Source organism: Halofilum ochraceum, assembly GCF_001614315.2.
GTDB lineage: Bacteria > Pseudomonadota > Gammaproteobacteria > XJ16 > Halofilaceae > Halofilum > Halofilum ochraceum.
Genome location: NZ_LVEG02000004.1, coordinates 476,537 through 496,944, shown reverse-complemented (window position 1 = coordinate 496,944; position 20,408 = coordinate 476,537). Strand labels below are relative to the sequence as shown.

Below are 20,408 nucleotides of genomic sequence, written 5' to 3'. Positions count from 1 at the left end.
CCATCCCCGCTGGAGTCCTCGTGCAGACACCCACGCAACCGCCCGTCGCCGCAACGGCCCCGATCGAGTCGGTCCATCACGGCCACCGCCGAATCGACCCGTATGCGTGGCTGCGTTCGGACAACTGGCGCGAGGCGATGCAGGACCCCCGCCAGCTCCCCGCCGACATCCGCGAGTACCTCGAGGCCGAGAACGCCTGGGCGGAAGCCGCGACGGCCGATGCCAAGCCGCTGCGCGAACGGCTCACGGCCGAACTCCGGGCCCGCATCCGCGAGGACGACAGTACGGTGCCGCAGCCGCACGGCCCATGGATGTATTACCTGCGCTACCGCGAGGGCGGCCAACACCCGCTGATCTGCCGGTGCCCACGCGACGACAAAGCGGCCGAGTCCCTATTGCTCGACGGCGACGAAGAGGCCGAAGGCCTCGACTATTTCCGGCTGGTCGCGGCCGCGCATGCGCCCGACCACCGCCTGCTGGCCTGCGCGATCGACCGCAGCGGTGCCGAACGCTGCAGCGTGCGCGTACGGCATATGGACAGCGGGGAGTGGCTCGGGTTCACGATCGAGGACGCCCAGGGCGACCTGGTCTGGTCGGCGGACGGCCGGCACCTGTTCTATACCCTGCTCGACGAAGACCACCGCCCGCGCTGGGTCTACCGCCGCGATCTCGATACCGGTGCCGACAGTCTGGTCTTCGAGGAGACCGATCCCGGCTTTTTCGTCGGCGTCGATGATACCGAGAGCGGCCGCTTCATCCTGATCGGCAGCCGCGATCCGGAGACCACCGAGGTGCGGGCGATCCCGGCCGACCGCCCGACCGAGTCCCCGCGCTGCCTGCTCGCACGCGAGCCCGGCGTCGAGTACGAAGTCACCGATCACGATGATCGCTGGGTCATTCTCTCCAACCGGGACGGGGCCGACGACTTCCGGATCGCCACCGCGCCGCTGGACGCAGCGGGGCCCGAGCGCTGGCAGGATCTGGTCCCCCACCGCCCGGGCACCCTGATCCAGAGCATGCTGGACTTCCGCGACTGGCTCGTGCGCCTGGAGATGGCCGATGCCCGGCCACGGATCGTCGTGCGCCGCTGGGCCGACGGCCGCGAGCACGTGCTCGACTTCGGCGAAGACCTCTGCGATCTGGATCTGATCCCCGGTTACGAATACGCGACCACGACCCTGCGCGTCGCTTTCAGTGCGTTGGCCATCCCGGATCGAGTCTACGACTGCGATCTGGCCACGGATGAACGGGTGCTGCGCAAAGAGGAAGAGATCCCGAGCGGTCACGACCCCGAGCAGTACGTCAGTCGCCGCATTACGGCCACTGCCCCGGATGGCGAGTCGGTACCGATCTCGCTGTTGCACCACCGCGCCATCTCACCCGATGCCGGCACACCGCTGGTGCTCTACGGCTATGGCGCGTATGGGATGTCGGAACTGCCGGCCTTTTCACCCAACCGGCTGAGTCTGGTGAATCGAGGCTTCGTGTATGCCATCGCGCACCTCCGCGGCGGCAAGGAGAAAGGCGATCACTGGTATCGCCAGGGCAAACTGGAACACAAGGAGAACACGTTCACCGACTGCATCGCCGCCGCGGAGGCGCTGATCGCCGAGGGCTGGTCCGGTGCCGGCCGGATCGCCCTGCATGGCGGCAGTGCGGGCGGCATGCTCGTCGGCGCCGTCCTGAACCGGCGGCCGGAACTGTTCCACGCAGCCGTCGCGGACGTGCCATTCGTGGACGTGCTGAACACGATGCTCGATGCGGACCTGCCCCTGACACCGCCCGAGTGGCCCGAATGGGGCAATCCGATCGAGGACCCCGAGGCCTACCGCCGGATCCTCGCCTGGTCGCCGTACGACAATGTCCGCGCCCAGGCCTATCCGCATCTTCTGGTCACCGCGGGGGTCAGCGACCCGAGGGTCACCTGGTGGGAACCCGCCAAGTGGGTCGCGCGACTGCGCGCACTCAAGACCGACGATCGTCTGTTGCTGCTGCGCACGAACATGAGCGCGGGCCACGGCGGTGCGGCCGGGCGTTTCGATTACCTGGAGGAAGTCGCCTTCCGCTACGCGTTCCTGCTGCAGGCGTACGGGCTCATGGAAGCGGAGCCGCTGCCGGCCGTGCCCCCGAAAGGCTGACAGCCACCACGCGGGGCCAGCGACCGGCCACGATGGGTATTCCGGCGCTGCTGGCCGCGGGATGCGGGAAGCGGCACAATCCATTCCATGAACATACTGGTGGTCGATCATTCGAAGGTGTTCCGCGCCATTTGGCGCCGCATGGCATCGGCGGCCGGGCATGAACCGATCATGGTCACCGACGGCGGCGACGGCCTGGACACGCTGCGCAACCGCCCGGTCGATCTCGTCTGCGTCGCGCTCACGCTGGCGGACATGACCGGGATCGAGTTCTGTCGGCAGGCCCGCGCGATGCGCGGTGTCGGCCGGATCCCGATCCTCCTGATGACCTCCACCGAGGATAAGACCATCAGCCACGCGGCCTTCGAGGCCGGGGTGACCGACATCCATCCACGCACCGATGTCGAGCACCTGTTCCGGCATGTGCAGCGATACGTGGAGGGTGCGATTCGCGCCTGTTCCGGACGCGTGCTGTACGTCGAGGACAGCAATACGGTCGCGGCGATGATGCTGGGCGTGCTCGGGGAAATGAACCTCGAAGTCGACCACTACGCCAGCGCCAGCGAGGCGTGGGACGCGTTCGACCCGGAGCGCTACGACCTCGTGATCAGCGACATCCTCCTCGAAGGCGAGATGAGCGGGACGGGGCTCGTGCGCGCCATCCGTGCCGCCTGTCCGGACCACATGCGCATGCCGATCCTCGCGATCTCCGGGATCGAGGACAAGCAACGGCGAATCGAACTGTTTCACCTCGGGATCAACGATTTCATCAGCAAGCCGGTGCTTGGCGAAGAGGTGCGCGCACGCGTCACGCACCTGATCACGAGTCGGCAGCTGATCGCACAGGTCGAGGATCAGCGCCGCCACCTCTACGAGCTGGCGATGACGGATCAACTCACCGGGTTGTATAACCGGAATGCACTGGACGAATTCGCCGGCCGCGCGCTTGCCGAAGCGGAACGCCATGATTTTCCGTTGAGCACGGTCCTGATCGACATCGACCACTTCAAGACCATCAACGACGAGCATGGCCACCTCGTCGGCGACGAGGTGCTGGCCGCCATCGGGGAACTGCTGCTGGACAATACGCGCACGGAAGACTTCGCGGTCCGCTTCGGTGGCGAGGAACTGCTGCTCATCCTGACCCACTGCGATCTCGCCGGTGCCGCGGCCCATGCCGAACGCATACGCACAATGATCGCGGAACTGCACCCGCACGGCCTTGATGTGACCGCCAGTCTGGGCGTCGCGGCACGTCCCGCCGGCGCAACGGTCGCGTTCGAACGGCTATTGCGAAACGCCGATGCGGCGGTGTACACGGCCAAGGATAACGGCCGCGACCGGGTCGTGACGGCCGGCCCGGAACACGCGCGATGAAGAACCGATGGTTGGGCCCGACGCGCGGGCCCCATCAGAGTTTGTGGGAACGCGGCGACGGGGGTAGGATCGATCCAGTCCACCCCGGAAATCCATCCGTGGACCCGCAGTACGACGAGCCGTCCAGCGAGCATCCCGACCGCCGCGCGTTCATCCGCCACCCGGCCGATATCCCCATTGAAATCGAATCCCTGCCGGGCGAATCGGCTACGCGGGTCGCGGACGTCAGCTATGGCGGGCTCGCGTTTTTTGCCGAACGCTCGCAACCGCCGGGGACGGTGCTGCAGATCCGGATCGCGGGGAACGAAACGTCCCTCAGTGCGAAGGCCTTTGTCGCCTGGTGTCGCCCCGAAGACGAGGGGTACCGGATCGGCGTGCGCTTCGAGACCCCGGAAGACGCCTACCGTTCCCGCCTGCTCGAACAAGTCATCGCGATTGAGCGCTTCCGGGAAGAGCTGGCGCGCTCGGAGGGCCGGGAGGTGCCGCGCGACGAAGCCGCCCGGGAATGGATCCGGCGCCACGCCAGCGAATTCCCGAATCCCTGACGAACGCGCAGATCCTCCAGCCTTCAGCTGACGCCGCCATACAGGATCAGACAGATCGCGACCGCGCCGGCGATACCCGCTACGTCGGCCATCAGCGCGCAGGGCAGTGCGTGCCGTACGCGGCGGACATTGACGGCGCCGAAGTAGACGGCCAGGACGTAGAACGTCGTCTCGGTCGAGCCCTGCATCGTGCTTACGAGATAGCCCGTATAGCTGTCGGGGCCGACCGCCGGGTCCTGGATGATGGAGGCCAGCACGCCATAGGCGCCGGAGCCGGACAGTGGCCGCAGCAGCGCCATCGGCAGGGCATCCGCGGGCAGACCGACGACCGCCGTCAGGGCGCCCAGCGGACCGATCAGCATTTCCATGGCGCCGGACGCGCGGAACATCCCGACGGCGACAAGGATCGCGACCAGATACGGGATGATGCGCACGGCGACATTGAAGCCGTCGCGCGCGCCCTCGACAAACGCTTCGTACACGCGCACGCGCTTGAGCGCCCCGAAGCCAAGCAGCAGCACCATCAGCCCCGGCACGATCCAGGGGGCGATCGCCTTGCCCCAGACGACGGTAACGGGGATCAGCGCCAGTAATCCCAGCAACACGGCCACCGATACCGGCGTGGAATAGGCCTCATCCGTGGTCTCCGGCAGCGGCGCTTCGACGGGCGACTCCTGATACGCCGTCGCTGCATCGGCCGGGTCGTCCGCGCCGACGGGATCGGGCGGCGGGGTCGCGAAGCGGTGCTGCAGCAGCTTGCAGCTCGTGATGGCGACGATGGTGGAGCACAGGGTGGCCACCAGCGTCGTCGGCACGATCCCGGCGGGATCGGTCGAGCCGGCGGCGGCCCGCAGCGCGATCACGCCGGTCGGCAACAGCGTGATCGAGGAGGTATTGATCGCCAGGAACAGGGCCATCGCGTTGGTCGCGGTGCCCTTGTGGGGATTGAGGCGGTCGAGTTCCTGCATCGCCCGGATGCCGAACGGGGTAGCGGCATTGCCCAACCCGAGCGCGTTGGCCGAGAGATTCATGACCACCGCGCCCATCGCCGGATGATCGGCCGGCACCTCCGGGAACAACCGGACCAGCAGCGGGCGCAGGACCTTGGCGATGATCCGCAGGAGGCCGCCGTATTCGGCCACCTTCATCAGACCGAGGAACAGCCCCATCACCCCGATCAGGCCGAGCGCGAGCGTGACGGCCCCTTCCGCCGAGTCGATCATGCCGAGCCCGAGCGCCTCCATGGGCGATTGCGCGTCGGGGTCGTCCGACGGCGGGCTCCAGCCGGCCTGGCGCCAGGCGGCGACCGTGAAGGCGATGAAAACGATGGCGAAGAAGATCGCGTTCATGGGCGTCGCTGATGGGCCATGCGGGGATGGTGTGCGGCGCGCGTACGCGCCGCTTGACCGGCGGCGGGGTTACTGCGGCTCGCCGCCTCCCTGCGGCGCTGTGGCCTCAGTTCCCGTATTCCGCGAAGATCCGCATACCGCCCTGCTCGTCGAACGCGATCACCCGGTATGGATCGACCCGATCGCCGTACTCCATGCCAGGCGAACCGACCGGCATGCCCGGCACCGCCAGCCCGGCCACGTCGGGCCGCTCTTCAAGCAGACGCCGGATATCCGCCGCCGGCACGTGTCCTTCGATCACGTAGCCGTCGATCCGCGCCGTGTGGCAACTCGCGAGGCGCTGATCAAGACCGGCTTCCCGCTTGTACTCGATAAGCCGGGCCCGCTCGACATCGATCGCCTCGACATCGAACCCGGCCTGGCGGACGTGTTCCACCCAGGCGCTGCAGCACCCGCAGGTGGCCGTTTTGTAGACGGTCATGGCGGCCGCGTGCAGCGGTGTGGCCACGAACATCGCTGCGAACAAAACGCCGCGGAGGCACAGGGACGGAAATCTGGCGGAACGGCGGATAAGGGACATGCAACACCTCCGGCCCCGACGGGCCTTGAACGATCCAGATACAGGGTACGCACGCGATCCTCTCCGAGAACGCGGCGCGCGGCAAGTGGTACGGCCGGCAGCGGCCCCGTAGCCGCGTACAATCGTTCCGGCGCGACCGCTCCGCGCCGGAATGCCAGGCAGCCGATACGGGAGACCCGATGCTGACTCCGACCGCCGCCATCGTCCTGAGCGCCGCAGTGGTCGGCGGCGCCGTGCTCGCCCAGGCCCATGCGCGTGGCCGGCGGGTCCCGTTCGCGCTTGGTCTTGCTCATGCAGCGGTTGCCCTGGTTGGCCTCGTGCTGCTGACACTCGCCGTCAGCCGCTACGCACAGCCGCTCGCGGTCAATGCGGCGCTGCTGCTCTTCTTCATCGCCCTGATCGGCGGCGGCTTTCTGCTGCTCTTCCGCCTGCAGAATGAATCCCCGCCGGGATTCATGATCGTGCTGCACGCCGGTACGGCCGTGACGGCACTGGCCCTGCTCTGGGTCGGTTTGGCCATGGGCGGCTGAAACGACCGCGGCCGCGTCAGGGTGCCTCCGCCTTCGGTGCCGTCAGGCCGGCGGTCGGTGCGGCCCAGCGCACATCCGCCGTGAACAGCGTGTCCACGATCGAACGCGGATGCACCGAACGGACCGCCGCGTCGACCTCGCCGCGCAGCCGATCGAGCGCGACCAGACGCTGATCGGCGAAGTCGTCGGCAAGCACGACATGCACGGTGACGTACAGGATCCGCCCGGGACGGACCATGCGCACGAACCGTTGCTGCACCGGCAGGTCCGCCAGGGCCTCATCAATGGCGGCCGTCACGGGTTGCTCGATGGCGGCGCCGGGCGACTGGTTCAGCAGCTCGAGGATCGCATCACGCGCCATGCGCACCGGCACGCCGAGGAACAGGAGTACCACCGCCGCCACCAGCACGGGGTCGATATAGCGGGCCGCCGTACCCCAGTCCAGCGCGTGGAAGATGGGCGCCAGACAGAACGCCCCCAGTACGGCCGCCGAGATCACGGCATCGAGCACCCAGTTGTCCGCATCGGCCCGGATCAGCGGGCTGTCCAGCGAACGCTGTCCGCGGCGCAGGATGAACGCGGTCAGCGAGCACACGATCGTGGCGGCGAGCGCATACCCGATCGCGGGGCCCACCGCGATCGCGCGTCCTCCAGACCACAGAGACATCCCGGAGTCGAACAGCGCGACCGCCGAAATCCCGAGGATCATCAGGCCTTTGCCCGCATTGACCAGGGATTCGAAATAGGCGTGGCCAAACGGGAAGCGGGCGCTGTCCGGAAGACTCGTCAGGCGCTCGACCCGCAGCGTGATCAGCGCGACACCGAAGTACATCAGGTTGTACACGCCATCGAGCATGATCGCGCGCGAGTTCGTGATGAACGCGAACGCGAGCCCGAGTGCGGCCATGAGCAGGGCAGTCCCGCAGGACAGGAGAAGTGCGCCACGTTCGGTCTTCATCGCAGCTCCGGAGTGCACCGCCGCTCTCGACGGGTATTATGGGCCGATGGCCACCGGCCCGGATCGTGCGGCCCAAGCGTACCAGTCAACTGCAGCGGAACCACGCATCGGCTTCATTGCCAACCGCTACCGTCATTGCGAACGAAGTGAAGCAATCCAGTGCCTGCATGGGGTTTCGGCGGCATTGTGGTTTCACGGAGTACCGAGGACCGTGACCCGAGGGTCTCCGTGAAGCGGTGCGGGCCCGCGCGATACCGTGCACTCACTGGATCGCCGCGCGGCCTTCAGTCGCTCGCGATGACGGTTTCGGCGAGATACAGTTTCCCTGCACCCCGGAACAAGGGCCGCTCGGACCCGAGCCGGTTCACCGATTCACTCCCCGAGCGTGATGGACGCTTTGCATGCACTTCGTGATCTTCGGCCTGATCCTCCTTGCCCTGGTATTCGGCCCTGGCCTCTGGGTACAGCATGTCATGCGCCGCTACAGCGAACCCGCGGATCGTTATCCGGGCACTGGTGCCGAACTGGTGCGCCATCTGGCGGAACGTCTGGGTCTTCCGGATCTGCGGGTAGAGCGCACACAGGCGGGCGATCACTACGATCCCACCTGTGGCGTCGTCCGTCTGACCGCGGACAAGTACGACGGGCGCTCGCTGACCGCGATCACGGTGGCGGCCCATGAAGTGGGACACGCGCTCCAGGACCGGGATGGCTACGCGCCCCTGCGCTGGCGCACGCGGTTGATCGGTGCGACCCGCAATGCCGAGCGCGTCGGCGCCGGCCTGATGATGGCCGCCCCGTTTCTCGCCATGCTGAGCCGTGCGCCCTCCATCGGCCTGCTGACCTTCTTTGGCGGCATGCTGAGTCTGGGTTCGTCGGTGCTCGTGCACCTGGTCACCCTGCCCACGGAGTTCGATGCGAGTTTCAACCGTGCCCTGCCGATCCTTCAGAGCCACCGGATCCTCAAGCAGCCGGATCGCCGCCACGCTCGGCGACTACTGATGGCCGCGGCGCTGACGTATGTCTCGGCCTCGCTGATGAGTCTCCTGAACGTGGCGCGCTGGTGGGCACTTGTCCGCCGCTGACGCCACCTGGCGGCGGCGACCTGCCCGGAAAGACACCTTGAGGAACCCGGCGCGCCAGGCTATAGATTCGCCGAGCGGTCCGATCTTTCCGGCCACCGCATGTTCCGGAAGGATCGTCATGCGCTGTCGACATAAAACAGGCGCGGCCTCCGCCAGGGCCCTGAACAACGGTCGGAGCCAAAACCGCGAGGTCATTCCCGTCTCGCGAATACCGCTGAACGGTACGGTCCGCACGACGAATGGATGCTTCGGCGACCAATTCATGAGACGCGTTCCATCGCGACCATTCGTACACCGTGCTACATTTCCGCTTGCTCAAATCCTGCCCATAACGGATCCCGCCATCGTGTACCGGACAATCGCGCGTCGCCTCTGGATCATGCTGTTCGCGCTGGCGACGCCAGCGCTAGCGGTCGCGGACAATACCAACGGTGTCTCTCCGGACCCCGCCGGCATCGAACTGGCCTCGGTGCACGCGGCGGTCGCCGATCTCGACAGCGGTACCGTGCTCTACCGCAAACACGAGCGCCGCGTCGTCCCGATCGCCTCGGTCACGAAACTGATGACGGCGATGGTCGTACTCGATTCCGGTGAGCCTCTGGGCGAATCGCTGACGGCGGTGAAACGTGATACACCCGCGGCCAACAATGCCTTCACCCGCATCCGTATCGGCTCGCGGCTCCCTCGTGGCGACCTGTTGCGCCTTGCCCTGATGTCCTCGGAAAACCACGCCGCCTACCTGCTGGCGCGGCACCATCCCGGGGGGTTCTCCGCCTTCGTGGAGGCGATGAACGCCAAGGCGGCGGCGCTGGGGATGCACGACACCCGGTTCGTGGGCCCCAGCGGTCTCGACACGGGCAATCGCTCCACCGCCGCGGACCTGCTGGTCATGCTGCGCGCGGCCGAGGAATACGACACGATCCGCGAATACACCCAGACCCGCCGCTTCCTGGCGAACTTCCAGCACCCCGGGTACACCCTGCACTACGGCAATACCAACGTCCTCGTGTACCGCGACCACTGGGATGTCGGGCTGAGCAAGACCGGCTACCTGAACGAGGCCGGTCGCTGCCTGGTCATGGTCACGGAGATCGACGGGCGCCGGATCGGGATGGTCCTGCTGAACTCATTCGGCAAGCGGTCACCGATGGGGGACGCCGGGCGCATCCGCAACTGGCTGCGCACGGGCCATGGCGGCGCGATCGCGCAGGCCGCACGGCAGTATGAACAGCGGCGCGCCGCGGCCTTCGAGCAGACCCAGCACGCCGAGGCGAGCATCCAGTAAGGCAAACGAATTGCAGCGGCGATCGTCGCCGTCGCGATACGCCGACGCACTTAGGGAACCTCTGATTACAAGGAGTCCTGTAGGTCGGGCTTACAGCCCGATACTCGTAAGCCCCTGATCTGTCGGGCTATAAGCCCGACCTACATCGTTCCCCAACGCGCTGCCTGGTTTTGATCAGACCTTCCCTCAGCAGTCGATCACCTCGGTCGGCCGGCCGCGACCACAGGCGTACAGTTCCCGGAACACCGTGGTCATTGGTGGCCGGGGGTATTCGTAACGTGCATCATCGCGGGCGATCGTGCGTCCGTCCCGACGTTCTCCCACGCGGAAACCGAAGGCATAGAACCGCGCCTGCCCCATGCGCAGATCGGTCACTATGACCGAACCGTCGCGCTCGGTGACCGCGTAAAACCCCTTCGTGAAATACTGCAGGCGCTCGACCGCCCAGGTATCCTCGATCCCTTCGAGCAACCCGGGTGAATTCGGGTACCGATTGAAATCGATCGGCCTCCCCGAGCCCACCGTATAGAAGCCCTCCCAGTGCGCATCGCCACCCACCGCGACCACGCGCCACAGCAGCGTATTGAATGGCGCCGGCGTCGCCAGCACCCGATCGACCGCGAGCCCCTCGCGCGCGATCGCCGCCTCGGCCCTATGCTCCACGATCTGTTGCGCCCCGATCGCCCAGGCGAGATAGGCCGTTGACAGCGCCAGGCCGGCGGCGTTCCAGCGTCCGCGTCGCCACGGGTTACCCACGGCCACAAAGATCCCGACCAGTAACGGGAGCGTATAGAGCGGGTCAATGATGAACAGGCTCCCCAACCCGACCGGATAATCGCTGAACGGCAGCCACAACTGCGTCCCGTAGATCGTCACGGCATCCAGCAGGGCGTGCGTGATCAGGATCAGCCAGACGGTCAGCAGCCAGCGCCGATACGATTCGCCGTGGCCCGCGCGCCAGCGCGCGATCGGCCAGGCGATCAAGGGTGCCGCCAGGGTCTGCACGAACAGGGCGTGCGTATAGCCGCGATGGTAGGTGAAATCGGCCACCGCACCGCCATACGGGATGAAACTGTCGAGATCCGGCAGGGTGCCGACGCCGGCCCCGAGTGCGAACGCGCGCCAGCCTGCCCGCCGGCCCATCACCGCACCGCCGACGGCCCCACCGAGGGCCGCCTGCGTCAGCGAGTCCATGTCATGCTCCCGTCGAGTAATCCGTTCACGTCGCCGCCTCCCGGAGACGGCGGCGCGTCCGTTCGCCAATGAAATCCGCCAGCGTCTGCGCGGTCGAGCTGTCCATGGGCGGTTCGCGCCACTCGGCCATCAGGGCTTCCCAGCCGCGCCCCGGCTCCGGCGTGGGCGCATTCAGCCCCTGCGCGCGTACCGCCGCGATCGAATCGACATCGTGTGCGAACCGCTCGAGCGACATGACCAGGCCCGCCTCCAGCCAGCCGGCCGAATGCAACGCGAAATCCACATTCGCGGCATGCGCGCAGGCAAGGCCGCGGGTGGCATCGCCCGACGCCTGCGCGTCGGGCAGCTTGGATGACGTAACCGCCCCATCCCCGCGCACGGGGCAACCCAGATCACGCGCCAGTTGCGCCCCGGCGCTCATCAGGAACAGGCCCTCGACACCGCCGAACTCCGGGCGCATCGCGCGCATGGAGAACACGGCTCCGGACATCCCCACCATGACCGGCGCACCAGGCCGCACGAGCTGGGTCAGCGCGGCGCCCGCCTGCACTTCCGCGAGCATCTGTGCGAGCGCGGTACCCACCGTGACCGGTGCCGTCATGCCGAGGACCGGATACGAAGCGACCAGCACGGCCTGCCCTGCCGCCGAGGTCCGCATGAGCGCCTCGGCCGTGGTCCCGGTCAGCACGAGCGGCGCTTCGATGTTCGCCATCGTAAGCAGACAGCACTCGTTGGCCATCGTCGCCTCCCCGAACACCGCGCGCATCGCGTCGATACTGTCCGTTACCTGGTCACTGTCGCGCCCATAGCCCATGACCGGCTTATCGGTCAGCCGCAAGGCGGCTTCGAGCGAGCGCAGATGGCGCACGGCGGCATCGCAGTCGGTGGGCTCGCAGTACATGGCGCCCGCGTGGTCGATGGCATCGCTTGCCTGCGTCAGCCGCGCAAAGTCGCGGAAGTCTTCGAGCCGGGCATAGCGCCGGATGCCGTCGCGCCCGCGCACCATCGGCGGTCCGGCGGCGGGCGCGGTCACCGTGCCGTGGCCGCCGAAGACGACATCGTTTACGGGGTTACGCGCGCGCTGTGTGAAACGGGGCGGCGCGCTGTGCTGGACAAGCGCCCGTGCCAGGCCCGGCTCGAACCGCACGCGCGTGCCATCGATCCGGGCACCCGCGGCGGCGAAGCGCTCGAGCGCGTCCGGGTGCTCACGAACCTCGAGCCCGATCTCGTCGAGAATCCGATCGGCATCGGCGCGCAGACGTTCCACCTGCGCCGACGTCAGCAGATCGTACGGGGTCGATACGCGGTCGATGGCGGAATCCGGGCACATCGGCATGGGGCGATGGCGTGCACGCGGGCACGGGAGCCGTGATCGTCCCATCCGAACACCCGCATTGCCAGATGCAATTGCTATCCTCGATGTCGGGAGGTATAGCCACCATGACGACATCCACTTCGGCTTCACCGCGTATCGAGCACATCGACTGGGGCGCGATGACCGTCACAGGCCTGGGGACGGGGAAGGACTTCAAGCTCTGGCCCGGGGGCGGCCGCGCGTGGGACTGGAGCGAGACCGGGACACGCCATGTCCCGGGCATCCAGCCGGAGGACGTCGAGGAACTGCTCGCCACGGGCGCCACCACGATCATCCTCACCCGCGGCATGTGGCGCGCCCTGCGCACGCAGCAGTCGACGCTCGACCACCTGGAGCAGGCCGGCGCCACCGTTCATGTCCTGGAGACCCGCGAAGCGGTCGAAAAATACAACGAACTCGCCACCGCCGGCGAGCCTGTGGCGGGGTTGTTTCATTCGACCTGTTAAAGAAGGGTGAGTGAAACTCGTCGTTAATTCGAGGAGGTCAAAGGCGGATTCTCGCCAAGACGCCAAGCGCGCCAAGAAAAATCGACGGCATGAAACAGGAAAGAAAGATTCTGAACCGAGGCACAGACTGACTCTAAAGATTAACCGAGTTCTAAAGGGGGCTGCTGCCCATCCGGAGAATCCGGATTACAAATCTCTGTTGACTTTCCTTGGCGCGCTTGGCGTCTTGGCGAGAGTCCGCCTTTTGCCTCCCTTGAAAAAGCATCAGGCAAAAAAACGGGCGGCCCGAAGGCCGCCCGTTGGTGATCGCCGATCAGGTCGGGATCAGGCCCACTGTTTCGCGGCCTTGTCGAACTCGTCGGTCACCGACTGCGGGGTGTGGCCCATCTTGCTGACCACCACGATCGCGATGGTGCAGAGGATGAAGCCCGGCAGGATCTCGTACATGTCGAACATGCCGCCCGAGAGCTGCTTCCAGATCACGACCGTTGCCGCGCCGACGATGATGCCTGCGAGGGCGCCGTTGCGGGTCATGCCGCGCCAGAACAGCGACAGGATGATGACCGGACCGAACGCGGCGCCGAATCCACCCCAGGCGTAGGACACGAGGCCGAGCACCCGGCTGTCCGGATCGCCCGCGATCAGCAGCGCGATGAGCGCGATACCGACCACTGCGAAACGCCCGACCCAGACCAGCTCGTTCTGGGAAGCGTCGGGCCGGATGAACGGCTTGTAGATGTCCTCCGCGAGCGCGCTCGACGATACGAGCAGCTGAGAGTCGATCGTCGACATGATCGCCGACAGGATCGCGGCCAGCAGGGCGCCGGCCACCCACGGGTTGGCGAGCGTGGTGGACAGCGCGATGAAGACCTTTTCGCCGTCCGGCAGCGGGTTGTCGGCAAAATACGCGAAGCCGATATAGCCCGTGAAGATGGAGCCGAACAGCGCCACGACCATCCAGGTAATGCCGATCAGGCGGGCCTTCGGCACATCAGCGGCCGAGCGCAGCGCCATGAAGCGCACGATGATATGCGGCTGACCGAAGTAGCCGAGTCCCCACGCCATCAGCGAGATGATGCCGAACGTGGTCATGCCGCTCATGATGTCGTTCCGGCTCGCGTCCATCTCGCCCACGCGCTGCACGGCCTCGCCCCAACCGCCGAGCTCGTTGACGCCGCCGAACAGGTTGATCGCGATCAGCGGGACCATGACCAGCGCGGCGAACATCAGGATGCCCTGGACGAAGTCGGTCCAGGAGACCGCGAGGAAGCCGCCCAGGAACGTGTAGGAGATGATCACCAGACCACCGATCCAGAGTGCACTTCCGTAGGTCAGACCGAAGCTGGCCTCGAACAGCTTCGCACCGGCGACCAGGCCGGACGAGGTATAGAAAGCGAAAAACAGCAGGATCACGGCCGCGGAGATGACCCGCAGCACCTTGCTGTGGTCGGCGAAGCGATTCTCGAGGTAATCCGGGACCGTGATCGAGTCACTGGCCACTTCGGTATAGATACGCAGGCGCTTCGCCACGAACTGCCAGTTGAGATAGGCGCCGATCGTAAGACCGATGCCGATCCAGGCCTGGTTCATACCGGAGGCGTAGATCGCGCCGGGCAGCCCGAGCAGCAGCCAGCCGCTCATATCGGAGGCACCGGCGGAAAGCGCCCCGACCCCGGGACCGAGGCTGCGGCCACCGAGCACGTAATCGGAGAGATTACTGGTCGCCCGGTAGGCGAGCACGCCGAGCCCGAGCATGGCGAGCAGATAGACCGCGAAGGTCGTGAGCGTAGGTGCGTTCAGGGCGACTTCATCCATTGGACTGATCCCCCCCACGCTCGCGGAAATAGGTGATTACCGCGAGCAGTACGCACAGCGGCATGGGCACGAGCAACCAGAACCAGGTTGCGGCGGTCAGAGAATGTTCCACTGTGTTTCTCCCAGTTGGCCAGTCATTTGTTGAATAATTCTGCCGTTTATGGTAATGAAAAATTTATTCCGGCTGGAATTAAACAGCATGAAATATTACCGGAGTGTAATGTCCGGCGCCAGCCTGGCTCGATTCCGCAGTGTGATGAGGAGGCGCGTGCCGCTATGGACTTCGTGCAGCGAAGGTGGGATTTTCGGCGCCGTGCAGGTCAGGGTTCTCGCCAAGGCGCGGAGGACGCAAAGGAGAAGCGAGAAGCACAGGCGATATGGAAACGAGCGCGTGAGCCGGGTGTCGTTTCGGCTGCTCTCCCCGGTGAATTCTCTTTTTGCTGATTTTTTGGGGTTCTTGCGTCCCTTGGCGCCCTCCGCGCCTTGGCGAGAACCTCTTTCCTGAAACCGTCAGAACCCCCGCAACACGGCGATCCCGCGCTCAGTCAGCGGTTTCCCCGCATGCGCGGGCGATGAACGAGTGGATCCACGCGGCGGCGACGTCGGGATCGATCGAATTGTCCAGCGAGGCGACGCCGGCACGGTAGGTGTCTTCGCCCAGGGTGTCCCGGCGCATATCCATAGTCGCCTGCGAGTATCCCGGCCCGAACTCCGGGTGCCCCTGGAATGTCAGGATGTGATCGCCAATGCGGAACATGTCGTGGGGGCAGAATTCGTGCCCGGCGAGGAGTTCCGCCCCTTCAGGCGGCTCGATCACCTGATCCTGGTGGCTCACGAGCAGCGACAGCTTGTCGCGATCGGGCTGCATCCACGGCTCGTGCCGCAATATCCCGGCGGTGTGCACCCCGACGCCCCACCCGATCGGCGCCTTCTCGACGCGCCCGCCGAGTGCCCGGGAGATGAGTTGATGGCCGAAACAGATGCCGACGGTCGGCTGCCGTGATGCATGCAGCTCGCGGGCGAACTCGTGTGCCCGCGCGATCCATTCATCCGGGTCGTAGACACTCCATTTGCTGCCCGTGAACAGCCACGCGTCGCACTCGTCCGGCGATTCGGGGAACTTGCCGGCGGTCAGGTCGTACACGCGGAACTCGGGCTGCACCGCTTCGGTCGTCAAAAGACGCTGGAACATATCGGGGTAATCACCGAACTCCGGTTGCAGTTCGGGGCGGACGGAATCGCATTGCAGAATGCCGAGGCGCATGGTCATTGGTCCGATTCAGGTTTTGGTTCCAGTGGCTCGCCGGATTCAAAATGGTCGCGCATGCGCTCGAGTTCACGGATACGGCCCTCGAGGCGCGGCCACTGCCGATTGTTAAGGGCCGCGATCAACGCCTCCATCAGCGTCATCATCGCCACCACGGAGTCCCAGTTCGAAGGGACCTCGATACGGGTTGCGAGGACATATTCGGCGTGCGCCGCGATGGGCGACAGCCAGTTGTCCGTCACCAGCACGATCCGCGCGCCCCGCTCCGCGGCTTCGTCCGCGAACCGGACCAGGTCTTCCTGATACCGGCGGATGTCGAACACGATCAGCACGGAGCGGCGGTCCATGTCGAGGACATACTCCGACCAGGAGACCGGCGGGCCGCTGACGTGATAGACACGCGGACGCAGCACGCGCAGGTGCATGTACATGTAGCTAGCGACCGCGTCGGTGAACCGCCCCCCGAGCAGATACAGCGTGTTCCTGCTCTCGGCGAGGAGGTTCAACGTTCCCTCGAACTCCGAGCGCGGCATCGACGCCACGGACTGGCGGATATTCTCCGCGGCGGCCTCCGCGTACTGGGCCAGCAGGTCGTCGCCACCGCCCGCCTCCGCACCGTCCGCATGCCGCTTCGCCAGCGGTGATTTCAGTCGCGCCTCGAGTTCCGACCGCAGTGCCGCCTGGAACTCGGCATAGCCCGAAAACCCGAGCTTGGCGATGAATCGCAGGATGCTCGGGTGGCTGACCTCGGCGCGCCGCGCGAAGCTCGCCAGCGGCTCCAGTCCCACAACCGGATAGTTCGCAAGCAGCAACCGGGCCGGTTTCCGCTCGGTCGGGGTCAGCCGGTCGAGACACCGATGGATCGTTTCGGCCACCGAGGTATCCCCGTGCACGGCCTGCGGGCCCCCGGCATGCGGCGATTCCGTTTCATTCATCCGCGGGAGCCCTCGGCCATTGTTGGACACCGGTGTACGTGTATGCTACCAAACGCACATAGCGTGTACAGACTTGTACAGAATGGTTCGACCTCGACGGCGAACCCGGGCGTCGGGCCGGGCGGGAAGGATACCCCTACGGGATCGATTCCGCACCGGAGCGACCGGCGGCCTATAAAGAGAGGGGGGCATCCCCCTTCAGACAACCCGGAAACTGGGGAATAGCTATGAAAAGGCGTGATTTCATCAAGACAGCCGGCGTGGGCTCGGTTACGGCCGGCACGGTACTTCATGCGCCGTACGTGATCGGGGCCAAGAAGGACAAAATCACGTGGCGCCTCCAGACGTACGCGGGCGCCGCACTCGCCGAACACGTGATCCAGCCACAGGTCGAGGATTTCAACCGCGCCGCCAACGGCGAGATGGAGATCGAACTGTACAACGCCGATCAGCTCGTCCCGCACGGCGAACTGTTCCGGGCCGTACAGGATGGCACCGTCGACGCCGCCCAGAGCGACGACGACTCGATGGCCGCACCGGTGGACGTATCCGCCTTCGCCGCCTACTTCCCATTCGCCACGCGGTACGGCCTCGACGTGGCGGCCCTGTGGCACTGGTACGGCCTGAAGGAAATCTGGGAAGAGGCCTACGGTGAGGTCAAGAACGTGACCTGGCTGAGTACCGGCGCCTGGGATCCGTGCAACTTCGCGACCAAGGAACCGATCCGGAGCATGGAGGACTTCAAGGGCAAGCGCCTGTTCATGTTCCCGACCGTCGGCCGCTTCATGGAGCGCTTCGGCGTCGTGCCGGTGAGCCTGCCCTTCGAGGATGTCGAAGTCGCGCTGCAGACGGGCGAACTCGACGGCGTCGCATGGTCCGGCATTACCGAGGACTACAACAACGGCTGGGCGGACGTCACGAACTACTTCCTCACCAACCCGGTCGCCGGTGCATGGGCGGGTTCCTACTTCGTCAACACGGAGTCCTGGAACAAGGTGCCCGAGCACCTGAAGACGCTCTACCGGCTCTCGATCGACAGTTCCCATTACTACCGGCTGCACTGGTACTGGTGGGGCGAAGCGCACCATCGTGTGAAGGGTGACAAGCTCGAACTGACTTCGATCCCGGAAGACGAATGGCAGACGGTCGAAAACGAAGCCATGAAGTTCTGGGAAGAGGTCGCGCAGAAGAGCGAACGGAACGCTCGCGTTGTCGAGATCCTCAAGGATTATCTCGACACCATGCGCAAGGCGGGTCCTCCGTACCGCTACGGGGCCTGATCCGCTGCCACGAGGGAATCGTGACCGGCCTTCCCCGACGCCCGTCGGGGAAGGCCGGTGCAGTAACGACACCGGTGCACAAACGCCGCACCGCAGCGACCGGGCCATCACCGGTCCTGGATGATCCGACAGACGCTTCCAGCGGGCACCGTTTTCAGGTATTTCTGGTCCCGACGGCCAGTACCGCGGTGCTTGTGATCGAGGCAGAATGCAGCCCCGGGAAATCAGCGGGGCCGCATCACGGTACTGATCGAGACCCGCCCGGCGAGTGTGTTTCGCGCCGGGCCGTACGACCGGAAGTGACCCCGGCCGCAGCCGGGCACTCCCGACCCTGAAACCACGGGCTACGCGGCGCGAAGGGGGAATCTTGCCCAGGGCAATCCGTCTGTACGTCCATTATGTGGACGCATTCAATACGGTCATCGGCAAGATCATGATGTATGTGATCTTTGTCCTGATGGCCATCCTGCTGCTCGCCGCCATAGGCCGCAATGTCTTCAACTGGTCGCTCTTGTGGACCGTCGAGACGGCTCAGTTCACGATGACCGGGTACTATCTCGTCGGCGGCGCCTATTCTCTCCTGCTCAACAGCCATGTCCGTATGGACCTCCTCTACGGCAGCTGGTCGCGCCGGAAACAGGGGGTCACCGATGCGCTGACCGACACCCTGCTCATCTTCTATCTCGTCGTGCTGTTGATCGGCGCGGTCTCCAGCATCGACTACGCGCTCGAATACGACCAGGTCAGCCGCAGCGCATGGGGCCCGCCGATGGCGCCCATCAAGATCATCATGGGCACCGGCATCCTGCTGATGCTGCTGCAGTCGATATCCACTTTCTTCAAGGATCTCGGCATCGCGTTTAACCGCCCCATCGTCGAGGAGAACACTCATGAGTGATGAACTCATCGCAATACTGATGTTCGCCTCCATGCTGGGACTGCTGGCCACGGGCCAGCGGATCTTCGTCGTGATCGGCGCGATCTCGGCGGGATTCGCGCTCTGGCTCTGGGGGGCCGGCGGCGTCGAGTTGCCATTCAACGCCAGCATCACGCTGCTGAACTGGTACCCGATGCTGACGCTGCCGATGTTCATCTACATGGGCTACATGCTCTCGGAATCGGGCATCGCCGGCGAACTCTACGAGATGTTCCACGTCTGGATGGGGTCGCTGCACGGAGGCCTGGCGCTCGGAACGATCGGTCTGATGGTCCTGATTTCGGCGATGAACGGCCTCAGCGTGGCCGGCATGGCGATCGGTGCCAGCATCGCGATGCCGGAGTTGCTGAAACGCGGTTACGACAAGCGCATGGTCACCGGCGTGATCCAGGCCGGCAGTTCACTGGGCATCATGGTGCCGCCGAGTGTCGTGCTCGTGCTGTACGGGATGATCGGGCGCGTGCCGGTCGGCAAGCTCTGGCTGGCGGGCGTGTTCCCCGGCCTGATGCTGGCGGCGATGTTCGCGCTCTACATCGCCATCCGCTGCCGGCTGCAACCGGAACTCGCACCGCCCAAGGCGGCCGAGGACCGGGAGATGAGCATGGCGGCGAAGCTGCGCCTGTTGCGGGCCGGCCTGCTGCCGCTGGTGATCATCTTCGCCATGACCGGCCTGTTCCTGATGGGCGTGACCAGCCTGGTGGAGAGTTCGGCCGTCGGCGCCGGCATGGCCACGCTGGCCACCTTCATCAAGGGCCGGTTGAGCCGTGAAGTCATCCACAAGACCGCCCTGAACACGCTGCGCGTCAGCTGCATGTTCATGTGGGTCATCATGGCGGCGCTGGGCTTCAGTTCCGTGTTCGACGGACTGGGTGCCGGCAACGCACTGCAGGGCCTGTTCATCGAGCGTTGGGACCTGAGCCCCTGGACGGTCCTGATTATGATGCAGCTGTCATTCCTGATCATGGGGATGTTCCTCGATGATACGGCGATGCTGATCCTCGTGGCGCCGCTGTATATCCCGCTGGTGGCCAAGCTCGGGTTCGATCCGGTCTGGTTCGGCGTGCTCTACACCATCACCGTCCAGATCGCGTACATGACGCCACCGTTCGGGTACAACCTGTTCCTGATGCGGGCGATGGCGCCACCGGAGATCACGCTCGGGGATATCTACCGCTCGATCGTGCCTTTCGTGCTGGTCATGCTGCTCGGACTGGTACTGATCATGATCTTCCCGCAGATCGCGCTGTGGCTGCCGAATCAGCACTACGGCTGATCGGCGGCCCCGGGACCGATTAATCGACAGGACAGAACT

18 protein-coding genes are annotated in these 20,408 nt (G+C 65.7%); 10 read left to right on the top strand and 8 right to left on the bottom strand.

What is annotated here, in order from left to right; translation table 11 throughout:
- The first annotated feature begins 20 nt into the window (after positions 1-20).
- The 3 genes from A0W70_RS06325 to A0W70_RS06315 all read left to right on the top strand — a co-directional run bounded on the left by A0W70_RS06325 (position 21) and on the right by A0W70_RS06315 (position 4,060).
- Entirely contained in the window at positions 21-2,138 is a 2,118-nt protein-coding gene (locus tag A0W70_RS06325; protein ID WP_245675822.1) for a S9 family peptidase, read from the top strand.
- 87 nt (positions 2,139-2,225) lie between these two features.
- Positions 2,226-3,515 carry a GGDEF domain-containing response regulator gene (locus A0W70_RS06320; protein WP_067561504.1) on the top strand — a complete coding sequence of 430 codons (1,290 nt, stop codon included), beginning with the start codon at positions 2,226-2,228 and terminating at the stop codon, positions 3,513-3,515.
- Between the two features lie 98 nt (positions 3,516-3,613).
- Positions 3,614-4,060, top strand: coding sequence for a PilZ domain-containing protein (locus A0W70_RS06315; protein ID WP_067561502.1), 447 nt, complete (start codon positions 3,614-3,616; stop codon positions 4,058-4,060).
- Positions 4,061-4,083: 23 nt separating this feature from the next.
- On the opposite strand, the gene A0W70_RS06310 is transcribed toward A0W70_RS06315, so the two are convergent.
- Both A0W70_RS06310 and A0W70_RS06305 read right to left on the bottom strand, forming a co-directional pair.
- Positions 4,084-5,409 (bottom strand): nucleoside recognition domain-containing protein, encoded by a 1,326-nt coding sequence (locus A0W70_RS06310; RefSeq protein WP_067561501.1) that lies wholly within the window; start codon positions 5,407-5,409, stop codon positions 4,084-4,086.
- 106 nt (positions 5,410-5,515) lie between these two features.
- Positions 5,516-5,923 (bottom strand): DUF411 domain-containing protein, encoded by a 408-nt coding sequence (locus tag A0W70_RS06305; RefSeq protein ID WP_217495397.1) that lies wholly within the window; start codon positions 5,921-5,923, stop codon positions 5,516-5,518.
- A gap of 245 nt (positions 5,924-6,168) precedes the next feature.
- Here A0W70_RS06305 and A0W70_RS06300 point away from each other — a divergent pair, with 245 nt between their 5' ends.
- Entirely contained in the window at positions 6,169-6,519 is a 351-nt protein-coding gene (locus tag A0W70_RS06300; protein WP_067561499.1) for a hypothetical protein, read from the top strand.
- A 16-nt stretch (positions 6,520-6,535) separates the two neighbouring features.
- Here the strand turns inward: A0W70_RS06300 and A0W70_RS06295 are convergent, their stop codons facing one another.
- Positions 6,536-7,477, bottom strand: coding sequence for a cation diffusion facilitator family transporter (locus A0W70_RS06295; protein WP_067561497.1), 942 nt, complete (start codon positions 7,475-7,477; stop codon positions 6,536-6,538).
- A 401-nt stretch (positions 7,478-7,878) separates the two neighbouring features.
- On the opposite strand from A0W70_RS06295, the gene A0W70_RS06290 reads away from it, so the two are divergent.
- On the top strand, positions 7,879-8,562 hold the full coding sequence (locus A0W70_RS06290; protein ID WP_067561496.1) for a zinc metallopeptidase: 684 nt from the start codon (positions 7,879-7,881) through the stop codon (positions 8,560-8,562).
- Between the two features lie 346 nt (positions 8,563-8,908).
- The gene (pbpG, locus tag A0W70_RS06285) at positions 8,909-9,847 is read left to right on the top strand and encodes a D-alanyl-D-alanine endopeptidase (RefSeq protein WP_245675820.1); all 939 of its coding nucleotides are present in this window, start codon (positions 8,909-8,911) and stop codon (positions 9,845-9,847) included.
- A 186-nt stretch (positions 9,848-10,033) separates the two neighbouring features.
- Here pbpG and A0W70_RS06280 read toward each other — a convergent pair whose 3' ends face one another.
- Together A0W70_RS06280 and A0W70_RS06275 are read right to left on the bottom strand one after the other, a co-directional pair.
- On the bottom strand, positions 10,034-11,041 hold the full coding sequence (locus A0W70_RS06280; protein WP_067561495.1) for a metal-dependent hydrolase: 1,008 nt from the start codon (positions 11,039-11,041) through the stop codon (positions 10,034-10,036).
- A 25-nt stretch (positions 11,042-11,066) separates the two neighbouring features.
- On the bottom strand, positions 11,067-12,422 hold the full coding sequence (locus tag A0W70_RS06275) for a trimethylamine methyltransferase family protein (protein ID WP_175443072.1): 1,356 nt from the start codon (positions 12,420-12,422) through the stop codon (positions 11,067-11,069).
- A gap of 59 nt (positions 12,423-12,481) precedes the next feature.
- Between A0W70_RS06275 and A0W70_RS06270 the strand changes: the two genes are divergently transcribed.
- A complete protein-coding gene (locus A0W70_RS06270; RefSeq protein WP_067561493.1) occupies positions 12,482-12,862 on the top strand; it encodes an Mth938-like domain-containing protein in 381 nt (126 codons plus the stop codon).
- A gap of 324 nt (positions 12,863-13,186) precedes the next feature.
- Here the strand turns inward: A0W70_RS06270 and putP are convergent, their stop codons facing one another.
- The 3 genes from putP to A0W70_RS06255 form a co-directional block, all read right to left on the bottom strand.
- Positions 13,187-14,677 carry a sodium/proline symporter PutP gene (gene putP / locus A0W70_RS06265; RefSeq protein WP_083330809.1) on the bottom strand — a complete coding sequence of 497 codons (1,491 nt, stop codon included), beginning with the start codon at positions 14,675-14,677 and terminating at the stop codon, positions 13,187-13,189.
- A 541-nt stretch (positions 14,678-15,218) separates the two neighbouring features.
- Positions 15,219-15,941, bottom strand: coding sequence for a glutamine amidotransferase-related protein (locus A0W70_RS06260; protein ID WP_067561695.1), 723 nt, complete (start codon positions 15,939-15,941; stop codon positions 15,219-15,221).
- Positions 15,942-15,943: 2 nt separating this feature from the next.
- Positions 15,944-16,879 carry a MurR/RpiR family transcriptional regulator gene (locus A0W70_RS06255; RefSeq protein WP_067561492.1) on the bottom strand — a complete coding sequence of 312 codons (936 nt, stop codon included), beginning with the start codon at positions 16,877-16,879 and terminating at the stop codon, positions 15,944-15,946.
- Between the two features lie 227 nt (positions 16,880-17,106).
- Between A0W70_RS06255 and A0W70_RS06250 the strand changes: the two genes are divergently transcribed.
- The 3 genes from A0W70_RS06250 to A0W70_RS06240 all read left to right on the top strand — a co-directional run bounded on the left by A0W70_RS06250 (position 17,107) and on the right by A0W70_RS06240 (position 20,369).
- A complete protein-coding gene (locus A0W70_RS06250; RefSeq protein ID WP_067561491.1) occupies positions 17,107-18,159 on the top strand; it encodes a TRAP transporter substrate-binding protein in 1,053 nt (350 codons plus the stop codon).
- A 367-nt stretch (positions 18,160-18,526) separates the two neighbouring features.
- Positions 18,527-19,057 (top strand): TRAP transporter small permease subunit, encoded by a 531-nt coding sequence (locus tag A0W70_RS06245; RefSeq protein ID WP_067561489.1) that lies wholly within the window; start codon positions 18,527-18,529, stop codon positions 19,055-19,057.
- A complete protein-coding gene (locus A0W70_RS06240) occupies positions 19,050-20,369 on the top strand; it encodes a TRAP transporter large permease (protein ID WP_067561486.1) in 1,320 nt (439 codons plus the stop codon). The genes A0W70_RS06245 and A0W70_RS06240 overlap by 8 nt, the downstream gene beginning before the upstream one ends.
- Positions 20,370-20,408 lie beyond the last annotated feature (39 nt).